This is a genomic window from Chryseobacterium sp. CS3K3.1 (genome assembly GCF_059515165.1).
Window position 1 is genome coordinate 47,278 of the sequence record NZ_JCAKRV010000003.1, and the last position, 17,750, is coordinate 65,027.

The 17,750-nt window shown below is 37.5% G+C and carries 16 protein-coding genes; 7 read left to right on the top strand and 9 right to left on the bottom strand.

Annotated elements, in window-relative coordinates:
• Positions 1-219: 219 nt before the first annotated feature.
• Positions 220-1,380: a thioredoxin family protein gene (locus AC5YGI_RS04175; RefSeq protein WP_330747191.1), complete on the top strand. Its 1,161-nt coding sequence runs from the start codon at positions 220-222 to the stop codon at positions 1,378-1,380.
• Positions 1,381-1,537: 157 nt separating this feature from the next.
• Here the strand turns inward: AC5YGI_RS04175 and AC5YGI_RS04180 are convergent, their stop codons facing one another.
• Entirely contained in the window at positions 1,538-2,560 is a 1,023-nt protein-coding gene (locus AC5YGI_RS04180; RefSeq protein WP_330747192.1) for a 3-oxoacyl-ACP synthase III family protein, read from the bottom strand.
• Positions 2,561-2,633: 73 nt separating this feature from the next.
• On the opposite strand from AC5YGI_RS04180, the gene AC5YGI_RS04185 reads away from it, so the two are divergent.
• Both AC5YGI_RS04185 and AC5YGI_RS04190 read left to right on the top strand, forming a co-directional pair.
• Complete coding sequence (locus AC5YGI_RS04185) at positions 2,634-3,533, top strand: magnesium transporter CorA family protein (protein ID WP_330747193.1); 900 nt, start codon at positions 2,634-2,636, stop codon at positions 3,531-3,533.
• A 92-nt stretch (positions 3,534-3,625) separates the two neighbouring features.
• Entirely contained in the window at positions 3,626-5,212 is a 1,587-nt protein-coding gene (locus AC5YGI_RS04190) for a patatin-like phospholipase family protein (protein WP_330747194.1), read from the top strand.
• A 92-nt stretch (positions 5,213-5,304) separates the two neighbouring features.
• Here the strand turns inward: AC5YGI_RS04190 and AC5YGI_RS04195 are convergent, their stop codons facing one another.
• Positions 5,305-5,835: an NAD(P)H-dependent oxidoreductase gene (locus AC5YGI_RS04195; RefSeq protein WP_330747195.1), complete on the bottom strand. Its 531-nt coding sequence runs from the start codon at positions 5,833-5,835 to the stop codon at positions 5,305-5,307.
• 91 nt (positions 5,836-5,926) lie between these two features.
• Between AC5YGI_RS04195 and AC5YGI_RS04200 the strand changes: the two genes are divergently transcribed.
• Entirely contained in the window at positions 5,927-6,292 is a 366-nt protein-coding gene (locus tag AC5YGI_RS04200; protein WP_110011437.1) for a winged helix-turn-helix transcriptional regulator, read from the top strand.
• A gap of 212 nt (positions 6,293-6,504) precedes the next feature.
• On the opposite strand, the gene AC5YGI_RS04205 is transcribed toward AC5YGI_RS04200, so the two are convergent.
• A complete protein-coding gene (locus AC5YGI_RS04205; RefSeq protein WP_330747197.1) occupies positions 6,505-7,065 on the bottom strand; it encodes a DNA-3-methyladenine glycosylase I in 561 nt (186 codons plus the stop codon).
• Positions 7,066-7,267: 202 nt separating this feature from the next.
• Between AC5YGI_RS04205 and AC5YGI_RS04210 the strand changes: the two genes are divergently transcribed.
• Together AC5YGI_RS04210 and AC5YGI_RS04215 are read left to right on the top strand one after the other, a co-directional pair.
• Positions 7,268-7,624, top strand: a complete 357-nt coding sequence (locus AC5YGI_RS04210; protein WP_496167599.1) for a hypothetical protein — start codon at positions 7,268-7,270, stop codon at positions 7,622-7,624.
• A gap of 56 nt (positions 7,625-7,680) precedes the next feature.
• Entirely contained in the window at positions 7,681-8,694 is a 1,014-nt protein-coding gene (locus tag AC5YGI_RS04215; protein ID WP_496167600.1) for a TQO small subunit DoxD, read from the top strand.
• Positions 8,695-8,828: 134 nt separating this feature from the next.
• Here AC5YGI_RS04215 and AC5YGI_RS04220 read toward each other — a convergent pair whose 3' ends face one another.
• From AC5YGI_RS04220 to AC5YGI_RS04245, 6 genes are all read right to left on the bottom strand, one after another.
• A complete protein-coding gene (locus tag AC5YGI_RS04220; protein WP_496167602.1) occupies positions 8,829-9,425 on the bottom strand; it encodes a hypothetical protein in 597 nt (198 codons plus the stop codon).
• Positions 9,426-9,822: 397 nt separating this feature from the next.
• The gene (locus AC5YGI_RS04225) at positions 9,823-11,400 is read right to left on the bottom strand and encodes a DHA2 family efflux MFS transporter permease subunit (protein WP_062674556.1); all 1,578 of its coding nucleotides are present in this window, start codon (positions 11,398-11,400) and stop codon (positions 9,823-9,825) included.
• 141 nt (positions 11,401-11,541) lie between these two features.
• Positions 11,542-12,645: an HlyD family secretion protein gene (locus tag AC5YGI_RS04230; RefSeq protein WP_110011442.1), complete on the bottom strand. Its 1,104-nt coding sequence runs from the start codon at positions 12,643-12,645 to the stop codon at positions 11,542-11,544.
• A gap of 16 nt (positions 12,646-12,661) precedes the next feature.
• Positions 12,662-13,978, bottom strand: coding sequence for a TolC family protein (locus tag AC5YGI_RS04235; RefSeq protein WP_496167603.1), 1,317 nt, complete (start codon positions 13,976-13,978; stop codon positions 12,662-12,664).
• Positions 13,962-14,588, bottom strand: a complete 627-nt coding sequence (locus AC5YGI_RS04240; protein WP_496167604.1) for a TetR/AcrR family transcriptional regulator — start codon at positions 14,586-14,588, stop codon at positions 13,962-13,964. The genes AC5YGI_RS04235 and AC5YGI_RS04240 overlap by 17 nt, the downstream gene beginning before the upstream one ends.
• 315 nt (positions 14,589-14,903) lie before the next feature.
• Entirely contained in the window at positions 14,904-16,022 is a 1,119-nt protein-coding gene (locus tag AC5YGI_RS04245; RefSeq protein WP_110011445.1) for a DNA polymerase III subunit, read from the bottom strand.
• A gap of 395 nt (positions 16,023-16,417) precedes the next feature.
• Between AC5YGI_RS04245 and mdlD the strand changes: the two genes are divergently transcribed.
• Entirely contained in the window at positions 16,418-17,737 is a 1,320-nt protein-coding gene (gene mdlD, locus AC5YGI_RS04250) for an NAD(P)-dependent benzaldehyde dehydrogenase MdlD (protein ID WP_496167605.1), read from the top strand.
• Positions 17,738-17,750 lie beyond the last annotated feature (13 nt).

Below are 17,750 nucleotides of genomic sequence, written 5' to 3' on the forward strand. Positions count from 1 at the left end.
GATATTTTATTTTTTATTAAAACATTATATTGAAATTTAATCATTTAACCAAAAACACCAATTTACATTAATTTTAATAATAAGACAGAAATAATATATGGTTTTCTTTAATATAAACTGATTTCTGTTTTAAAACCAAAATTCCTGTATAATTATTTTTAATATGGACGGCTCAGGTGTCGTCATATTTATTACATTTGCAGGGAATAAAAAGTTTTTATGAAAAAAATAGCCATACTTTCCTCAATCTTTATAGGAGTCCTTGCATGGGCACAGGGAATTAAATTTGAAGAAGGCAATTTTGCCTCCATTCTTGCCAAAGCAAAAAAAGAAAAAAAACTGGTCTTCATTGATGCATATGCTTCATGGTGCGGACCTTGTAAACTGATGGTTAAAAATATTTTCCCACTTCAGTCTGTAGGAGATTACTATAATTCCCACTTTATCAATGCGAAAATTGATATGGAAAAAGGAGAAGGAATTGAGCTGGCCAGAAAATATAATGTAAAAGCATTTCCTACTTACCTGTTTATCGACGGAAACGGTGAAGCTGTGCACAGAACTTTAGGATATGTGGAAGAAAAAGACTTTATCCAGTTTGCGAAAGACGCTGAAGATCCCAATAAAAGACTAACCTCTTTGAAACAGCAGTTTGAAAAGGGAGAAAAGAATCCTGAATTTTTAAAGAATCTTGCCGGGCTTACCATGTATAATGACGCCGAGTTTGCCGGAAAAGTTCTTAACCGTTATTTTCAACAGAAAGCAAGCTTAGATCAGGAAGATATCCAAATGCTTCTTTCAGGAGTACAAACTACAGACAGTCCTTTATACAAAATTTTCCAGGATAAAAAAGCTGATATCGTTAAGTTCTTCCCGGAAGATAAATATGAAAAGTTTGAGAAAAATATCAAGCTGAATACTATTTCTAAAAAAGCTTATAATCCGGATACTAAAAAATGGGATGACAGCTATTTTATGGCCGAAGCACAGAAATTTCTAAGCAAAGAAGAGGCTGACAAGATCTTAAAAAGAATGAAAGCCAACAGAGCTTTAAAGAATAAAGATATTCCTGAGTATGAAAAGCTGATCCTTGATATCTACAAAGATTATTCTGCAGCAGGTTCTGAAGAACTGAACTCTCTTGCATGGAACTTCTTTGAGAATGTGAGCAATAAAGCTTCTCTGGAAAAAGCCATTGCATGGGCACAGGAATCTGTAAAGAAAAACCAAAACTTTGCCAATACAGATACTTTAGCCAATCTTTACAATAAGGTAGGTGATAAGAAAAATGCAAAAATATGGGCTGAAAAGTCTATTGAACTGGCCAAAAGTACAGGACAGGATTCTACAGATACGGAAAAATTACTGAAAAGCCTTTAATTGATTAAGGTCTATCATAAAAAAACGCAGAACAGAGTTCTGCGTTTTTTTATGATGTATAAAACCACCCCGTCAAAAATCCTTTGAATTTCCGCCCCCTTCCAAAATATAGAAATTGAGCACTTGAGTTGTGGTATAATTGAAAATAAAGCTTCTCTTAGTATTCAAACAGAACGCTGCCCCAGGTAAATCCACTTCCAAATGCTGAAAGAAGGACAAGATCACCTCTTTTGATTTTTCCCTGCTCAATTGCTTCGCTTAAAGCAATCGGAATAGAAGCTGCTGTTGTGTTTCCGTATCTCTGGATGTTGTTGAAGACTTTATCGTTCGGTAATCCGAATTTCTCCTGTACAAACTGAGCAATTCTCAGGTTTGCCTGATGTGGAATAAACATATCAAGATCTTCAACCGTCTTTCCGGCTTTGTTCAAAGCTTCCATCATGGTTTCCGGGAATCTTGTTACCGCATGCTTGAATACGAAGTTTCCGTTCATAATAGGATATACTTCTTTATTCGTTACATTTTCAGGATCTTTTCTCATTCTGTCGCTCCATCCGAATTTTGAACCCGGGAACTGGGTACAAAGGTCATCCGCATATTTTCCTTCAGAATGCATATTCATCGCTAAAATATCTCCTGCATTCTCATCTTCTGATGCAGAAAGAACAATTGCTCCTGCCCCATCACCAAAAATAACAGAAACTCCTCTACCTTCGTCAGAAAAATCCAATCCGAAAGAATGAACTTCTGCTCCTACCACAAGAATATTTTTATAAGTACCTGATTTGATGAATGCATTGGCCACACTCATAGAATATACAAATCCTGAACATTGATTTCTTACATCCAGTGCTCCGATCGTATCACATCCCAGCATGTCCTGAAGCAAGACACCACATCCCGGAAAGTAATAATCCGGTGAAAGCGTTGCAAAAACAATATAATCAATATCTTTTGAGGTAAGACCAGCATTGCGGATGGCTTTTTCTGCAGCTTTAAAACCTAGATAAGCGCTGGTTTCCTGAGAGTCATATCTGTTTTTTCTGTGTCTTCTTTCCTTGATACCCGTTCTTTCCGTTATCCATTCGTCATTGGTAGTCATTAGTTTTGCTAAATCATCATTTGTAACAACGTTATCTGGAACATAAAATCCCACCCCTTTTATGGTACTTTTAATCATATAGTTTTTTAATTTTGGCAAAGATAAAACTTATTTAACACATAGTTTTTCAAAATATTAGTATTTTTACTTTATGCCAATTGATACGATATACAGAACCTCCCAGTGCGAATGGGTAGATGTAGAGGCTCCTACTTTAGAAGACCTGAAATTTCTTCATGAAAGATATGAAATCAACAACCTTCTTCTGGAAGATACGATGGATCCTAATCACCTTCCAAAATATGAAGAAGACGGGAATGTAAAATTCTTTTTACTCCGTGAAAGTACAGAGCTGGAAAGGAAAAATCTCAATACCATCAGTGATATCAGCACCAAGATTGGAATTTTTCTGGTGGAAAATACCATTATTACCATCCACAGGATGAAAACCAGGAGTATTACAGAGACCAAGAAAAATGTTTCTCTGATTCAGGAAGATGTTACTCCTCAGCAAATCACCCTGATGATTGCTATCTTAATTATGAAAAGTTTTGATGATGAATCCTTAAGTCTGTTCGAAACAATGGACAATATAGAGAATGAAATTTTTCTTAAAAACACGAATCATACGAGCCAGATCCGCCGTCTCTACAAACTGAAACGAAAATCGGGCTTGAATTCCCGCGTACTGGTAATCTCTACGGATGCTATTGATAAATTTAAACTGCTGAATTTACAGGACTCAGAAATTGTCGATTTGAAAGATAAGCATAAGGATGTCGTTGCCGATTTTGATCATTTAAACATTCAGATTACCAACCTTATTTCCATGTTCCTGGCACTTTCGGACCAAAAAGCCAACCAGGTGATGAAGGTGTTGGCCATTTATTCTGTTTACTTTTTACCGATCACTTTCATTGCCGGGGTTTACGGAATGAATTTCGATAATATGCCTGAGCTTCATCATAAGTATGGATATTTTGTAACATTGGGAGCGATGGCTACGGTTGTGATCAGTACATTTATTTATGTAAGGCGAAAACAGTGGTGATTCATTTTTATATCAATACAAAGACACAAAGATTTTGATCACCCAATTGATGATCTTTGTCTTTTACCGGCACACCCTCAAAACAAAATACCATGACTACTGAAAACCTCAACAAAATTCTGGAAGATCCTTCTCTTTCACAGGCATCCAAAGATAAGTTGCTTGCCTTACACGGGAATATAGCTGCTAAAGAATTCTCTGATCTTCTGGATCAGTCTGGTAATCAGTATATAGAGTTTGTACAGGAAGGTGGCGGTGTGTGGGGAAGCGCATTGGTTGGTTATCTTTATGGTCTGGAAATATTCGGGATCCGTTTTCTGAAAGTAGCAGGAACGAGTGCCGGAGCTATTAACACCATGCTTATTGCAGCCTGCAAAACCAAAGAAGAACCTAAAAGTGAGCTGATTAAGGATATTCTTTTCAGCTGGAATTTTGCAGATTTTATGGATGGGAAAACGTATGTAAAGACGACCCTTCATGCAATGCTGAACAACAAAGATTTTTTTAAGATCAATGCCATCATTGCGGTCATTCTTTTCATTATTCTGCTGAGTATTCCTTTTCTGGCTCCTCCCACAACCATACTGAACGCCAAACTAATGTTCCTGATTCCATTGATTCCGGCTGTCATTCTCTTTTTCTGTATTAAAAAGCTTTATAATAATTTCAGAAAGGAAAACAGCGGACTGAATCCCGGAAATGTTTTTCAGAATACCATGCAGAATGCGCTGGCCCAATTTGGAATACAAACAGTTGCCGATCTCAATAAAAAATTCATTCAGAAAGAAAAAGACCTCAATCTCAGCTACCGTTATGGGAACGGGCAGGAATATTATCAGATGGCTTTGCAAAGCATCGAAAAGATCAGAATCAAAAATCAGGAACACATTGACCAGACCCGATACAGAATTTTCTATGAAAGTGCCGTCAATAATGATTATTATAAAAACAATCCGTTTTATCTTCTTACCTCAGAATATGTGGTTATTACCACTGATATCAATGCTAAAATTAAGGTAGAACTTCCTACGATGGCCAATCTCTACTGGTCCGAAGAGGAACTGAAACACATCAGTCCGGCTGAATTTGCAAGAGCCTCTATGGCGGTACCCTTTTTCTTTGAACCTTTCCAGAAACAAATTAACAGAAACGATGATTCTGTAAAATATGCCTGGAGGTATTGGATGAATACCCAACCTGAAAATATAAACCCAGCAGGAGTTTTCATTGATGGCGGCAGTATCTCCAACTTCCCTATTGATCTTTTTCACGCTGATGAAGTTTTTTATCCGAGAATGCCTCTTTTTGGGGTACAGCTAACCAGTGATTCTGCCATTCTTTCTGAAAAAGGGAAAACCAGTGAAGAAATCCTTAAAACACCGTTCAGCTACGCAGGAAATATCATCAGCACTCTGAAAGGGTTTAATGATAAAACATTCCTTACCAAACATACTTTTTATAAGCTATACAGTATACAAACCGTTAACTGTGGGACCAGCAGCTGGCTGAATTTCTTTATGAAAAGAGAAGAAAAGGAAGAACTCTTCAACAGAGGTTTTCAGGCTGCCCTTGATTTTCTCAACACATTTGATTGGGAAAAGTACAAATATGAAAGAATGATGCTTACGATGAAGGAGAAAAAAATACTCAAAGAAGAGGATACGCCTACAGTGGGGTAAAGATTTTCAAGTATTTTTCTCTGTATTAAAAAAAAATACAGAGAAAAGTAAGTTGAACCCGTTTTAATTCAAGTTCAACTTCATTTTATTGGTTACAAATTATCCAGAAAATCCAGATACATCGGAACACTTCTGTTGATCCATTCATCGGAAGAATCTCTTTCAATTCCGTAATAGACGAAAGGTTCTTTATAATCGGCTTTTATATAATCGAAAGTCAGTTCATAAGGTCTGAAAAGTTCCTTCATCGTGTATTTATATTCCCCTGTTTCAGAATATCCATCTTCATCTATTCCTGCGGTAACAGCTAGTGTCATTTTCTTTCCGGCCAGTTTGAAACCGCTGTTGCTTCCATACGCCCAGCCGTATAAAACCACTTCATCCAGCCATTGTTTTAAAAGCGGCGGACTGCTGAACCAGTAAAAAGGAAACTGAAATACAATCTTGTCATACGATTCCATCAGCTTCTGCTCTTCTGCCACATTGATTTTTCCATCAGGGTAAGCCTTGTACAGTTGATGAACCGTATATTTTTCAGGGTATTTTTTTAACTCGTCGATCCATTTTTTATTGATCACTGATTTTTCAATATCAGGATGCGTCACAATCACTAATGTTCTCATTATGTTTAAATTTCGATCACAAAATTACAACGTGTTACTTACATTTCGTACATTAGCAACCTATTGTATGGTACTATAAAAAATGTAAGTAATGACTAAAATAAAGGAAACCTCAACCAATTTTGCCAATAAAAAAGCTCTTGCTGATGAATGTCCGGAAATCTATGCTTCCAATATTATCGGAGGGCAGTGGGCATTAGCCATATGCTGTTATCTGATCAATGGAAAAATGAGATTTGGAGAACTTAGAAAAAAGCTTCAGAACATTACCGAGCGTATGCTCACCCTTCAGCTTCGCAGGCTGGAAGAGGATAAAATCATTACCAGAACAGTCTATGCAGAAGTTCCTCCAAGGGTAGAATATGAGCTTACAGAAATCGGTTATAAGTTGAAGCCCATCATTCTTGAGTTTGAAAAATGGGGTAATGAGCATAAACAGATTATGGAAAAGAAATAAAAGGCTTGGGTTAAAGGAATTTCGCAAAGATCTTACATTAGCGAAGGCAAGCACCTAAAATGTGATCAGTTCAATAGCAATGGACTTTCTTTTTCTATTCTTAATTTCGGAAGCTGGATTCCTGCGGAATGACACAAGTATGCATAGTGTCAAACAGTTCTATATGTAATTCCGTAGAATCCCGGCTTGTTAATTGAAGAATAATCCGTATTCTACTTTTCCTCAGCTTTTTTCCACAAAGGTTTTTGTGCCAGTACTTTTGGGTGAACAGGACAGCTTTCATGATGAGCTCCCTGAAGATATCCGGTACTCATCAGAAATTCGTTGACAATCTCCCCGCCAGTGAATTTGAATGTTTTTTTGAACAGCTTCATCCATTCCTGCAATGTCATAGGATGATGGTGCTCCAGCCATTTTTCAAAGGAACCAAATTCCTTTTGTAATTCAATGATTGTTTTAGCATTTTCAATGGCAGCATTGACCTTTAATTTATTTCTGATAATTCCAGGATCACTCAACAGCCTTTCACGGTCTTCTTCTGTATAAGCCGCAATTTCCTGAATATCAAACTGATCATAAGCTTTTCTGAAGCTGTCTTCTTTTTTCAGAACCGTTTCCCAGCTTAGTCCTGCCTGATTAATTTCCAGAATCAGTCTTCCGAACAATTCATTATCATCGTGAATGGGAAACCCATAATAGTTGTCATGATAATTTTTGTGCAGTTCTTTTCTGCTTTCAGGCTGCATTCCTTCTATTGCTAAACAGTAACTCATTTCAGTATATTTTCTATTTTGTAAAACTTTCAGACTGTAAAGATAAAGCGGGATTGTGACAACTGTCCGTCAGTAGTGTTTTTTATTTTTAAATTTTAATAGCACAATTTTTTTTTAAGAGAATCCATTATTAATTAAAAGTCTGCTGATACATATTGAAATAAAGCGTAGTTTTGTAATTATGCCCAGTTCAGGACTTCATATGAAAATTTATAAAGGTGTCATTACGATGCTTATATTGTTGTTTTCGTTGTCTCCGTGCTCAGTCAAAAGAAATGTCCTTGATATTTTTGATATTCAGTACATCAGCGGGCTTAATAAGGTAAAAACAACCTCATCGCTCTCTTTCAGCTGTGATACCGCTTTTGCTTCTTCAGAAACTGCCGTTTCAAAAACCAAACTTCAAAACCAGTACCATAAGTTTCTATCTGGTTTTAATTCAGCTGCAGCCAATCTTTTTGAAGAAAAATCTTTTCTCAATAACTATTCCGGGCATTCTACCGGGAACAGCCCTCCGAAATATATTCTGTTTAAAAGACTGAGACTTCATCTGGTTTAGACTTTTTAAGTCAGATTATAAAAAATCAGTTTTTTTACAACACAATATTAATTTCAATGAAACATACCTTAAACAGCCAGTCTTCAGACATGGCCGGATTATATACTTTATCCCTCCGTATGGTTATCGGATGGACCTACTTTTCAGCGTTCTGGCGCCGTCTTATCCTTGAAAACAAACTTATTCCTGACGAAAAGGGATATATCGGGGAAAAATTCAATCATTTTTTGCCCAATGCACTCGGAATAAAACCTGTTATTGAATATCTGGTGACTCATCCTGATGCTTTGCAACGCTCCATGATGATTTTTACCATTATTGAGGCAATTGTCGGATTATTCATCATCCTCGGTTTATTTACCCGGCTGATGAGTATTGGCATTTTCAGTCTTGCTCTCGGGATTTTATTAGGTTCCGGCTGGCTGGGAACAACCTGCCTTGATGAGTGGCAGATTGGTGTACTGGGCGTAGCCGGTGGATTTGTCATGTTTCTTACAGGAAGTGGTCCTTATTCTCTGGATCATTATTTTATGAAAAACAACAAAAAATTCACTCAAAAAAAATGGTTTCAATGGCTTGGCTCAGGAAATTTTCCTGTGTCAAATCCAAAGGGTTTTGTATTGGCGGGCTCACTCATCATATTGGGGTTAACTCTTTTTACCAATCAGTATTTTCATGGAGGTGTGTGGGGAACACTTCACAATAAATCGGTAAGACCCAAGCTGGAAATTTCAAAAATCTCTCATCAGCACTCAAAGTTAACGTTCGAAGTTTACAGGACGGAAGGTGCTGATGTGTATGGTTCTTTTCTGATAGGCATTCATATCCTCGACAAAAACGGAAAGATTTTAAAGGAACTGGATCATAAAGAACTTGCCGGAATTCCTAAAGAGGATATTCAGAATCATTATGTTGCCAAAGTGAAACCAGGAAAGCACAGTCTGGTAATTCCATTAGGAGCAAAAGCAGATGTGACACTGAATATTGATGATATTTTTCAAAAAAATGATATCTACAGTCTGAAACTGATTGATGTGAGTGGTATTGAATGGATAGAAAAGATTGATTAGCGATGCGGGGTGCGAGACACGGGTTTCATGTTTAGGCTGAAACCTATCCTTGATTTAGTATAGAGAAAGCGGACTAAGGTCCGCTCTTATTGAATGCTGCCTGTACAATTTCCAGGTACTATTTATGTCGGAGGTTATTTCTCAGAAACTATAACATGATAAGTGCACTTGCTGTCCGGATCAAGTTTGAGTACTTTTATATCCAATAAAACATCCAGCCCCATGGTGTCGCAAACGCCCTGTATGAAAGGTTTTATGACTGGCCAATTCAACAGACCTGCAATTTGCAGGCTATTTGTGATTTTGTGGTAACGGTCTACTCCTTTAATAAGCAATTCGCATTTGTAGTCATTTAATTCTTTAAATTCAAAATTGTATTCGGGACTGGATGTAAAAACTGCTCCTATCAATATTTTTGCAACGGCCGGAATTCCAGGCTGCAGATTGGGTTTTGTTTCAAGATTCCTCAGTGTCATTCTTGATCCCAGATCATACATAAAGGTACTGGAAAGCTGTTCAATAGCTTCGGGTCCGTAAAGTTTCCCGATCTGTTTGAGCATGCCTCCGTAAAAAGCCCCTGTAATATCAGAGAGGCGCTGCGTAAGCTCTGTGAAAGTTCCGGGAAAGAAATCTGCAATAATCTGAGCCTGATTCATTTCAGGGAGATAGATATCATTTTTTCTGAAATCTGATAATGCCGCGTAAGTTTCCGGCAGGTGAATTTGATTCATATATAATAAGTTATTAGTGACTTGAAATCATGATTTAGCTAAATAATAAAACGGAATACAATACTTTATATCGTTTTCGGATATTGGGAAATTGCCTTTAAAAATATAAAAAGCAAAGTGAAAGACAGCCAGATCTTTCAGTTCAATAACCGGAAATCAGATAAAGTGTGATACAGCATTCCGGCAAATCCTTTTTGAATGGATTATTAAAAGGTGAGGGAATTTATTCATATTTTTTTCATTTGGTAATGTAAAGCTAGAAAAAATAAATAAACTCTCCAATAAGTGATATTATTTTTTATTTAACAAAATGAAAACAGAAAGTATTGTTTATTATCATGTTAAGGCAGATACAATAAAAAAAGACCTTCGAAATTCCGAAGGTCTTTTTTTAAATCTAGTGCATGGCTTCACTCAAATCTATTTTTTCTTTGCTCTTTCTTTCTTTTACCAGTAAGATAAACGGAATACATATCAGGAATACGATTCCGAGGTAAAGAAATACATCCATATAAGATAAAACAGTGGCCTGTTTTGTTACGGATAAATCGAGCATTTTATAAGCGGCATTCATTGCTGCATCAGGAGTCATCCCTTTCGCTATGAAATTGGCCTTCAATGCTGCCAGTCTTTGCTGAACATCAAAACTGTTTTCGTCCAGGTGGGAAATTAAGTTGTTTCTATACTTCTGCCCTGCATTGGCAATAAAGGTCGTGATCGCTGCAATCCCGAAAGATCCTCCCAGCTGTCTCATCATTCCTGTAAAGGCTGCTCCCTGACCGATCTCCTGCCCTTTCAGGGTACTTAATGACAAAGAGGTAATCGGAATAAATAATAATCCCAGACCTGCTCCTCTTACAATCAGCATCCAGAAGAAGGCATCTTTACTGGTATCCGGGGTCAGAATTTTGTATCCCCAGAAACTGTAAACGAAGAAGATAAAGAGCCCTAATGAAACCAGGATCTGCTGTTTTGCTCCTTTTGCCAGTAGTCTCCCGATGATAGGCATCATAAAGGCTGTCGTTAATGCAGCCGGAATCATCAACGCTCCCGACTGAAGGGCTGTCCATCCCAAAATACTCTGGGTATACAAAGGAACGATGAATGTAGAACCATACAATCCGAATCCAAGAACAAATGACATCATAGTCCCGATTCTCAGGTTACTGTTTTTAAGCACTCTGAGCTCAACAATCGGGTACTTGAAGGTAAGTTCCCTCCAAAGGAAGAGTATAAATCCTAAAATTGCTGCTACAGTAAAGGCCACGATCATTCCACTTTCAAACCAGTCTTCTTCATGTCCTCTTTCCAGAATAAACTGTAATGAGCCTACTGTAACTGCCAGCAGCGCAATTCCAAGCCAGTCAACATCTGAAGCTTTACGTTTTTCTGCATATTTCGGACTTCTTACAAACTGAAGCGTCATCAGCGTTGCTGCAATCCCAATCGGAATATTAATATAGAAAATATAGGGCCAGCTGAAGTTGTCAACGATGTATCCTCCAAGAGGCGGGCCCAGTGTAGGACCGATAATTACCCCAAGTCCGTAAATAGCCTGAGCCATACTTCTTTTTTCAATAGGATACGATTCCGTAATAATCGTTTGTGAGGTTACCAGTAAGGCGCCCCCCCCGATTCCCTGCATCAATCTGAAGAACACGAGTTCCCAGATATTGGTCGCATTTCCGCATAAGAATGAAAATACGGTGAATATAATGATGGATGCCGCAAAGTAATTTCTACGCCCAAACTGCTGTGAAAGCCAGCTCGTCATCGGAACTATGATAACGTTCCCGATGGCATACGCCGTAATAACCCATCCTACTTCTGAAAGCGTAGCTCCAAGATTCCCCTTCATTTCATTCAAGGCAACATTGACAATCGTGGAGTCTACAATTTCAAGAAGGGCACAAAGGATAGCCGTAATCGTAATGATTACTCTCCGCGCTCCATATTCTACTAATGAATCTTGCATAAGTTTTTTTTGATGTGAAAAATCAATGATGAATTTTGCTTCGCAGGTGAACGGTGAATTGTATAGCTTATCGTTTTAATTGACAGCAAAGCCGATTCACTATTGACAGCGAAATTCGTTGACTTTTAACAATTTTAAATGTTATTTCAAAGCAACTTCTGCCTTCACGTTCATTCCTGTTCTTAATCTTTTGGCAATATTCTTGTCAAGATTTACAAAATCAATTTTTACAGGAAGTCTCTGAACTACTTTTACGAAGTTACCACTCGCATTATCCGGAGGAAGAATAGAGAAAGTAGCTCCTGTAGCGGGAGAGAATGAGCTTACCACTCCTTCAAATTCCTGATCAGGAAAAGCATCAATCTCAATTTTCACTTTCTGGCCTTCTACCATTTTGTCTACCTGTGTTTCTTTAAAGTTGGCCACCACCCATTTCTGGTCGTTTTTAACCAAAGCAAACAACTGAGCTCCCGCCTGCAGATACTGACCTGCCTGCGTAGGTACTTTTCCAACGTATCCGTCTTCAGGGGCAAGGATTACCGTATATGACAAATTCAGTTTTGCATTTTCTACATCTACTTCTCTTTGTTTAGCAACAGAACCTGCCACGCTGATTTGTTGTGAACTGGCAGCCGTCTGAGAAGAGGCTATATGAGTTTGCTGGGCAATCTGATTTCTTTGGTCCACCAAAACCTGTAATTGTCTGTCAGCAGATTGTTTTGCAGCCAAAGCCTGCTCATACTGCTGTTCTGTAATAGAATGGTCTTTTACAAGATTAGCATATCTCTTAAGATCCTGAGAAGTTTTCCATACATTTACTTTTGCCGCTTCAATCTGAGCATTAGCCGTTACTACTGCTGCTTCTGAAGAACCTATATTTTTCGAAGTAGCCGTTGTAGTCGCTTCTGCATTTGAAATGTTGCTTCTGGCTGTAGATAAAGCTGCCTGAGCTTGTTCCAGAGCCATTTTCTGATCTCTGTTATCCAAAATCACCAAGGTATCTCCTTTCTTCACAAACTGGTTGTCTTTTACTTTTACCTGAGCTACATAGCCGGAGATTTTAGAAATTACCGGTGCCATATTGGAAGCAATCTGAGCATCATCAGTCTCTTCGTGATACTGTCCGTAAGTAAAGGCTCTGTACCCGTAGATTCCTCCTCCGATTACTACTGCCGCTAAAATGATAGGAAAAACTAAACTTTTTTTCTTTTTAGGTTCAGCTGCCTGTGTATTATTATTTTCCATTTTGGTTTTGATCTGATTATTTAATTGTTAAAGTTCCTGTTATCTGTAATAGTTTTCTGTATGCCAGTGCAGCATCTGCCTTAGCATTGATCACGCCAACATTGGCAGCAATCTGTGCCGCGTCTGCATCCAGCAATTCAGTCATGGTTGCCAACCCGTTGTCGTATTTATTTTTGGTAATTCTGTAATTTTCATTAGCCTGTTCCGCCGATTTTTCAAAAACAGCAATTCTCTTTTTTGAATAGTCTGTGTTCTGATATTCTCTGTTGACATCAAGCTTAATGTTATCATTCAGTAATTCATCAGTAGCGGCAAGCTGCTTTTCTCTCGCCTGCGATTGTCTCAATGAAGAATTTTCTTTCCAAAGATTGGACAGGTTATAAGAAACCCCGATGCCTACATTGATGGCATTGTATACGGTAAGAAACTTAGGGATATCCGCTGCTACATAACCTCCTGTAAATGCGATGGAAGGAAGATTTTCTGCTTTTGCTGCTTTCGAACCTAATTCCGCCGCTTTTCTCTGTTGTGCCAGAGCCTGTAAATCTTTACGGTTTTCTCTGGCTTCATTAACATAATAATCAACAGGTTTTACATCTGTTCCTTCTTCAATATAATTTTCATCTACTGCCAGTTCCGTTGTTTCGGGAAGACCAAGCAATAAATCCATATTGATGTTGGCAATATTGTAGTTATTTTTGGCTTCCAACAGCTGAAGTTCAATATTTGAGGTCTGAAGATTTGCCTTTAATCTGTCGTTTCTTGCAATCAAACCATTGTTTTCCATTTTAAGGAAGGTTTCATCTCTTTTTTGAGAAGCGGCAAGATTTTCTTCAAAAACCTTGATGGACTGGTTGGCTTTAAACAGGTTATTATAAGCCTGGGCAACGTTATAAGCAATGGCAATTTTATCATTCTCAGTGCTTAGTTTAGAAGCTTCCACCAGATATTTTGCTGACTGAATTCCGTATTTGATTCTTCCACCGCTGTAAATGGGAACGCTAAGATTAGCAGAACCGTAAACTACCTGATGTATTTCAGGTCCGCCAGCTCCTCCTGCAAGACCAGGAAGTTTGATATCAACATTCGGTTTTATCGGAAGGTACATATAGCTACCAGACACCTTTAATTCCGGCAGTTGTCTGTTTTTAGCCTCCAAAAGATCAGCTGTAGCCTCTTCGATCTTGGCTGCATCGATCTTGAGATTCTTGCTGTTCTGGATTCCCAGCTGCACGGCCTCGTCAAGAGTAAGTGTTCTTTTCTCCTGAGCATTCGCATTTGCTATTCCTACGAATAGTGATAATGCAATCACTGAGTTATTTATTCTCTTCATAACCTAAAAGGTCTTTTAGTAAATATTTAATATGTTTATTAAGTTCTGTGTAGTATTTTTCATCAAAAGCTTCTTCATCTTCTGTTTCATTCAGGAACTCTTTATACATTTCTTTTGCATTGAATGCATAAAACAAGGTTCCGCTTACGGTAGAATGAAGGAGATAAATAGGTGGATTTTTGGTGAAAATTCCATTTTTAAGACCACTTTCCAATATTTGTGAATACATAGAAAGGAATCCCATTTTGGTTTGCTTCAAAAATTCAACAATCTGAGGATTCTTGGTATGCAGCTGCTCTCTCTGCATAATCCTGTAGAAGCATTTTTGAGTCCGGATCTTGTGAGAAAACTGATCGATGACTCTTTCAATCTTCTGCCAATCGTTGATGTCTGTTCTTCCCAAAAGGTCTTTTGAGAAAAACTGACCTTCATTCATTCTGTATTCCACTAATTTCTCATAAAGTTTTTCCTTAGAGCCAAAATAATATGAGATCATAGAGATGTTTACATTCGCCGCCTTTGCAATTTCCCGGGTGGAAGTTCCTTCGAATCCCTGTTCTGCAAAGAGCTTCTCGGCAGCGAATAATATATTTTCTTCTTTTGAAATCATGTTAGTGTTCATTTTTCAGGGCGCAAATGTACACAAGTTTTCATTCAAATCAAACGATTGATTGATTTTTTAATATAGATTTAATTTATTGCAAAGAAAAGACGGTTTCTATAATATATGCTGAAAGCGCAGGAAAGGCAGTTTTTAATTTAAAAGAGTTTTATTTTGAATTAATATTCGGGAAAACCTGAACGATAATTTTAATATTTCAGAATGCATTCAATTGAAGCAAACGTAAAAATATAAGGAAAATAGAGCTGAAATAATAATCTGTACAGGACAAAAACAAAAACTCCGGCATTTACCGGAGTTTATTTATGTGCTTTTATGAATATATCTTGATAATTTTATTCCCAGGTCGGTCCAGACGATTTTGGGGTTTCCGTTTCTGGTCAGGTGCAGATCAGCAGTATTGATTTCTTCTAAAATGCTCTCAATATTGGCTCCGCTGATAAATTTTGAAAAACCGGCCCAATTGAAACCGTTCGCATTGATCTTTTTATAAACCAGATTTTCGGACTGATAATTCTGAAGCAGCGCCAGTCTGAAAATTTCAGAACAATAATTGAGGAAGTTTTTTTGCTTTTCTCTGTTCCACCCAGCAATTTCCCTTGCCCATAAAATAATACTTCGGAGATATTCCGGTTTCTTTTTTACCATAAATGCATCTCTTACCCATTGTACAAAAAGCTTTTCAAACTCATTGCTTTTGTCTCCTGAGTTCAGAAGCTTAATGGCATCATTGAGATCTCCTTGTGCCTCATGAACAATTTCTCTTACCTTATCTTCGGAAACAGAAAAGTTCTTTTTAAGGTAGTTTTCAATATCCTCATCATTAATTCTCGGGATCTCTACAATCTGTGTCCTGGAAAGAATGGTAGGAAGAATATCATTGGTACTTTCGGCAGTAAGCAGAATGACCGTTTTTGCGGGTGGTTCCTCTAAAAATTTCAAAAATTTATTGGAAGCCGCGATATTCATTTTATCTGCTCTCCAGACAATAAGAATTTTGGTTCCGCCTTCAAAACTTTTTAAAGAAAATTTCTGGTTCTGATCATCCACTTCATCGGCAGAAATAAATAACTGTTTATTTTCGGATTCTAAAAAAGCAGTCCAGTCGTCATAGCTTGCATAAGGAGAAGCCAGGATCATTTCTCTGAACTCGTCAAATTTATTTTTGCTTAATGAATTTTTATTATCCGTAAAAACCGGAAAGCTGAAATGCAGATCCAGGTGATTGAGATGCTCAACCTTCGCAGCAGCATGTTCGTTTTCCTGGCTGAAAATTTCCCGTGCATAGGCCAATACCATAGGCAGTGTTCCGTAACCCTCCTTTCCTACAAAAAGTTGGGCATGGCTCACTCTGTTTTCAGCAATGCTTTCTCTAAGAAGTTTTTTCAGATTAGTCTGTCCGGCGATGTTCTCCCAATTCATGTTTCAAAGATAAAAAATCTTATTTCATTTCATAAAATTAAGTCTGCTTAAAATGGATAAAAATATAGATCATGCATTTTGAGTTTCTTTACATCTTTAAAAATGCAGGATGTAATAAAACCATTAAGAAGGATTGAAGAAATAAAGTATATTAAGATGAATCATTCTGATCTAAAGATTGAAGAGAAGCTTATCTTAATATTCGTAGCACCTTCATATAATCTTAATGGTCCAAAAGAAATGTGTCATATTATAGGTAATATCAATAATAGGATTAGAATAAAATATAAAATTAAATTTTACACAATTTAATTTTAAGCAATACATTTGTAGAGTGAAATTATTTGTAAATTTATTACCATTTCACACCAATTCAAATATTAAATTATATACCAATGGATACCAACCTGGAACAAAAAATCAAAGGGATATTTCAACAGCAGAAATCCTTTTTCAAAACTAATCAGACAAAAGATATTGAATTCAGAAAAGCACAATTAAGAAAATTCCGGGATGTTTTTCTTCAGCATACCGATGCACTTTGTGAGGCTTTGGATACAGATTTGGGAAAAAGCAGAAAAGAAGCGGAATATGTGGAGATTCAAATAGTGATCAGCGAACTTGATTATTTGCTGGAAAATATTGACGAATGGGCAAAACCGACTTCTGTACCTTCCAAACCACATCCTTCAGGTGCGGAAGTGGAAAGTAAAGTAACATATCAGCCTTATGGGGTTACCTATATTATTGGTCCATTCAACTATCCTGTTCAGTTAACATTCAGTCCGTTAATCGGAGCTTTGATTTCCGGAAACACAGCCATTATAAAACCTTCTGAAAATACACCACATGTCGCGCAGGTGCTTGAAGATATTGTGAAAGCATCTTTTGATGAATCTTATGTAGCCGTTATTCAGGGGGCTATTGAGGAAAATACTCTTTTACTCAGCTTACCTTTCGATTATATTTTCTTTACCGGAAGCCCGAATGTCGGGAAAATTGTGATGAAAGCCGCTGCCGAACAATTAATTCCGGTTACGCTGGAACTTGGAGGAAAATCTCCCACCATTGTTCATAAAGATGCCGATCTGGATAAAGCTGTGGCAAGAATATCCTACGGAAAATGGATAAATTGCGGACAAACCTGCGTTGCTCCCGACTATATCTATATCCATGAATCGGTAAAAGATGCCTTTATAGAAAAATTTAAAGCTCATTTAAATACAACTTATGAAGGGAATTCTTTAGGGAAAATCGGGAAAATTGTAAGCCAGAACCAAATTAAACATCTGTCAGGTTACCTGGAAGCTGCTCCGGAAAAAGTAATTTACGGAGGACATTATGATCTTGAAACCCGTCATTTTGAAGCTACTTTAATGGATAATGTGAACTGGGATGATCAGGTGATGCAGCAGGAGATCTTCGGCCCTATCCTTCCTGTTATGACCTATAATAATATTGAAGAAGCTCTGGAGGAAATCAACAGCCGTCCCAAACCTCTGGCATTATATGTTTTCACGGAAGATCAGAAATTTGCAGATTATGTTTTAAACCATACCACAAGCGGTGATGCTGAAATCAACAGTTCCATTATCCATGTAGGTTCTCATTATTTACCTTTTGGGGGCGTAGGAACTTCGGGAATGGGAAAATACCACGGAAAATTCAGTTTTGAGTGTTTCAGCCACAGCCGTTCCGTACTTCAGGTAAAATAATAGTATAAATGCT

Coding starts and splice junctions, on each gene's coding strand:
- AC5YGI_RS04175 (WP_330747191.1), top strand. CDS start 220: ATGAAAAAAATAGCCATACTTTCCTCAATCTTTATAGGAGTCCTTGCA.
- AC5YGI_RS04180 (WP_330747192.1), bottom strand. CDS start 2,560: ATGATTAAAAGTACCATAAAAGGGGTGGGATTTTATGTTCCAGATAAC.
- AC5YGI_RS04185 (WP_330747193.1), top strand. CDS start 2,634: ATGCCAATTGATACGATATACAGAACCTCCCAGTGCGAATGGGTAGAT.
- AC5YGI_RS04190 (WP_330747194.1), top strand. CDS start 3,626: ATGACTACTGAAAACCTCAACAAAATTCTGGAAGATCCTTCTCTTTCA.
- AC5YGI_RS04195 (WP_330747195.1), bottom strand. CDS start 5,835: ATGAGAACATTAGTGATTGTGACGCATCCTGATATTGAAAAATCAGTG.
- AC5YGI_RS04200 (WP_110011437.1), top strand. CDS start 5,927: ATGACTAAAATAAAGGAAACCTCAACCAATTTTGCCAATAAAAAAGCT.
- AC5YGI_RS04205 (WP_330747197.1), bottom strand. CDS start 7,065: ATGAGTTACTGTTTAGCAATAGAAGGAATGCAGCCTGAAAGCAGAAAA.
- AC5YGI_RS04210 (WP_496167599.1), top strand. CDS start 7,268: ATGAAAATTTATAAAGGTGTCATTACGATGCTTATATTGTTGTTTTCG.
- AC5YGI_RS04215 (WP_496167600.1), top strand. CDS start 7,681: ATGAAACATACCTTAAACAGCCAGTCTTCAGACATGGCCGGATTATAT.
- AC5YGI_RS04220 (WP_496167602.1), bottom strand. CDS start 9,425: ATGAATCAAATTCACCTGCCGGAAACTTACGCGGCATTATCAGATTTC.
- AC5YGI_RS04225 (WP_062674556.1), bottom strand. CDS start 11,400: ATGCAAGATTCATTAGTAGAATATGGAGCGCGGAGAGTAATCATTACG.
- AC5YGI_RS04230 (WP_110011442.1), bottom strand. CDS start 12,645: ATGGAAAATAATAATACACAGGCAGCTGAACCTAAAAAGAAAAAAAGT.
- AC5YGI_RS04235 (WP_496167603.1), bottom strand. CDS start 13,978: ATGAAGAGAATAAATAACTCAGTGATTGCATTATCACTATTCGTAGGA.
- AC5YGI_RS04240 (WP_496167604.1), bottom strand. CDS start 14,588: ATGATTTCAAAAGAAGAAAATATATTATTCGCTGCCGAGAAGCTCTTT.
- AC5YGI_RS04245 (WP_110011445.1), bottom strand. CDS start 16,022: ATGAATTGGGAGAACATCGCCGGACAGACTAATCTGAAAAAACTTCTT.
- mdlD (WP_496167605.1), top strand. CDS start 16,418: ATGGATACCAACCTGGAACAAAAAATCAAAGGGATATTTCAACAGCAG.